The organism is Bradyrhizobium sp. PRIMUS42, from assembly GCF_023006515.1.
Lineage (GTDB): Bacteria > Pseudomonadota > Alphaproteobacteria > Rhizobiales > Xanthobacteraceae > Bradyrhizobium.
In genome coordinates, this window is the sequence record NZ_JALBGZ010001443.1 from 1 (window position 1) to 637 (window position 637).

1 protein-coding gene is annotated in these 637 nt (G+C 66.1%); it reads right to left on the reverse strand.

Annotated features, from left to right (window positions below; genetic code table 11):
* Positions 1 to 121: 121 nt before the first annotated feature.
* Positions 122 to 250, reverse strand: coding sequence for a hypothetical protein (locus MOV75_RS42515; protein ID WP_258719558.1), 129 nt, complete (start codon positions 248 to 250; stop codon positions 122 to 124).
* Positions 251 to 637 lie beyond the last annotated feature (387 nt).

Consider the following 637-nt stretch of genomic DNA (forward strand, 5'->3'; position numbering starts at 1 on the left):
CGGTGCTCTGCACGTCGGCGCTTCAGGGCGCGCTGATCCAGGCCCGCGTCGAGCGCAGCGGCCGGCCGATCGAGGTCACAGCGGCGGAATTGGCCCGGCTGATCGAGAGGGAGGCGGGGAGCTAGACTCCGAGCCCGCGCGCGAGAAGCGTGATCACGAGCGTCAGGATCGCGCCCCAGATCAGGCTCAGCGTCATGGTCAGGATGGTCACGGTGACCACCTGCTCCAGATTTCCCTTGAGGAGCGGCATGCTGGTCAATCCCCGTCAGGCGTGGAGATGCCAGAGATAGATGGCGGCTCTCAACGCGATCAGGGCGGTGAGCACGCTGCCCATCGAGAGCACGGCTAGCGCATGCAGCGCGAGGCGCTTGAGCTGAGCCATGCGCAGCTTCGATAGCGCCGGCTGACGTTCAGTCCACCGCAGCGGTTGTTCAACGCCATGTGTCAACGTCAACATTTCTGGAGTCCTTGGTGGGTCTAGCGGAAATTGTCGCAAGCGAGCGGCTGGTAAGGCGAGCCCAGCATGGGGTGAACGGAAGGAACGCTCGGCCGCGTCGCGTCTGCGGCCAATTCTCGGACCTCGACGAGGGCCGACAGCACAGCCAGCGCGAGGTCGGCGTGGCGCGCCTCGACCGCG

What these genes read in the sequence shown, in the direction of transcription:
- MOV75_RS42515 (WP_258719558.1), bottom strand. Translation starts at nt 250, where the DNA reads ATGCCGCTCCTCAAGGGAAATCTGGAGCAGGTGGTCACCGTGACCATC.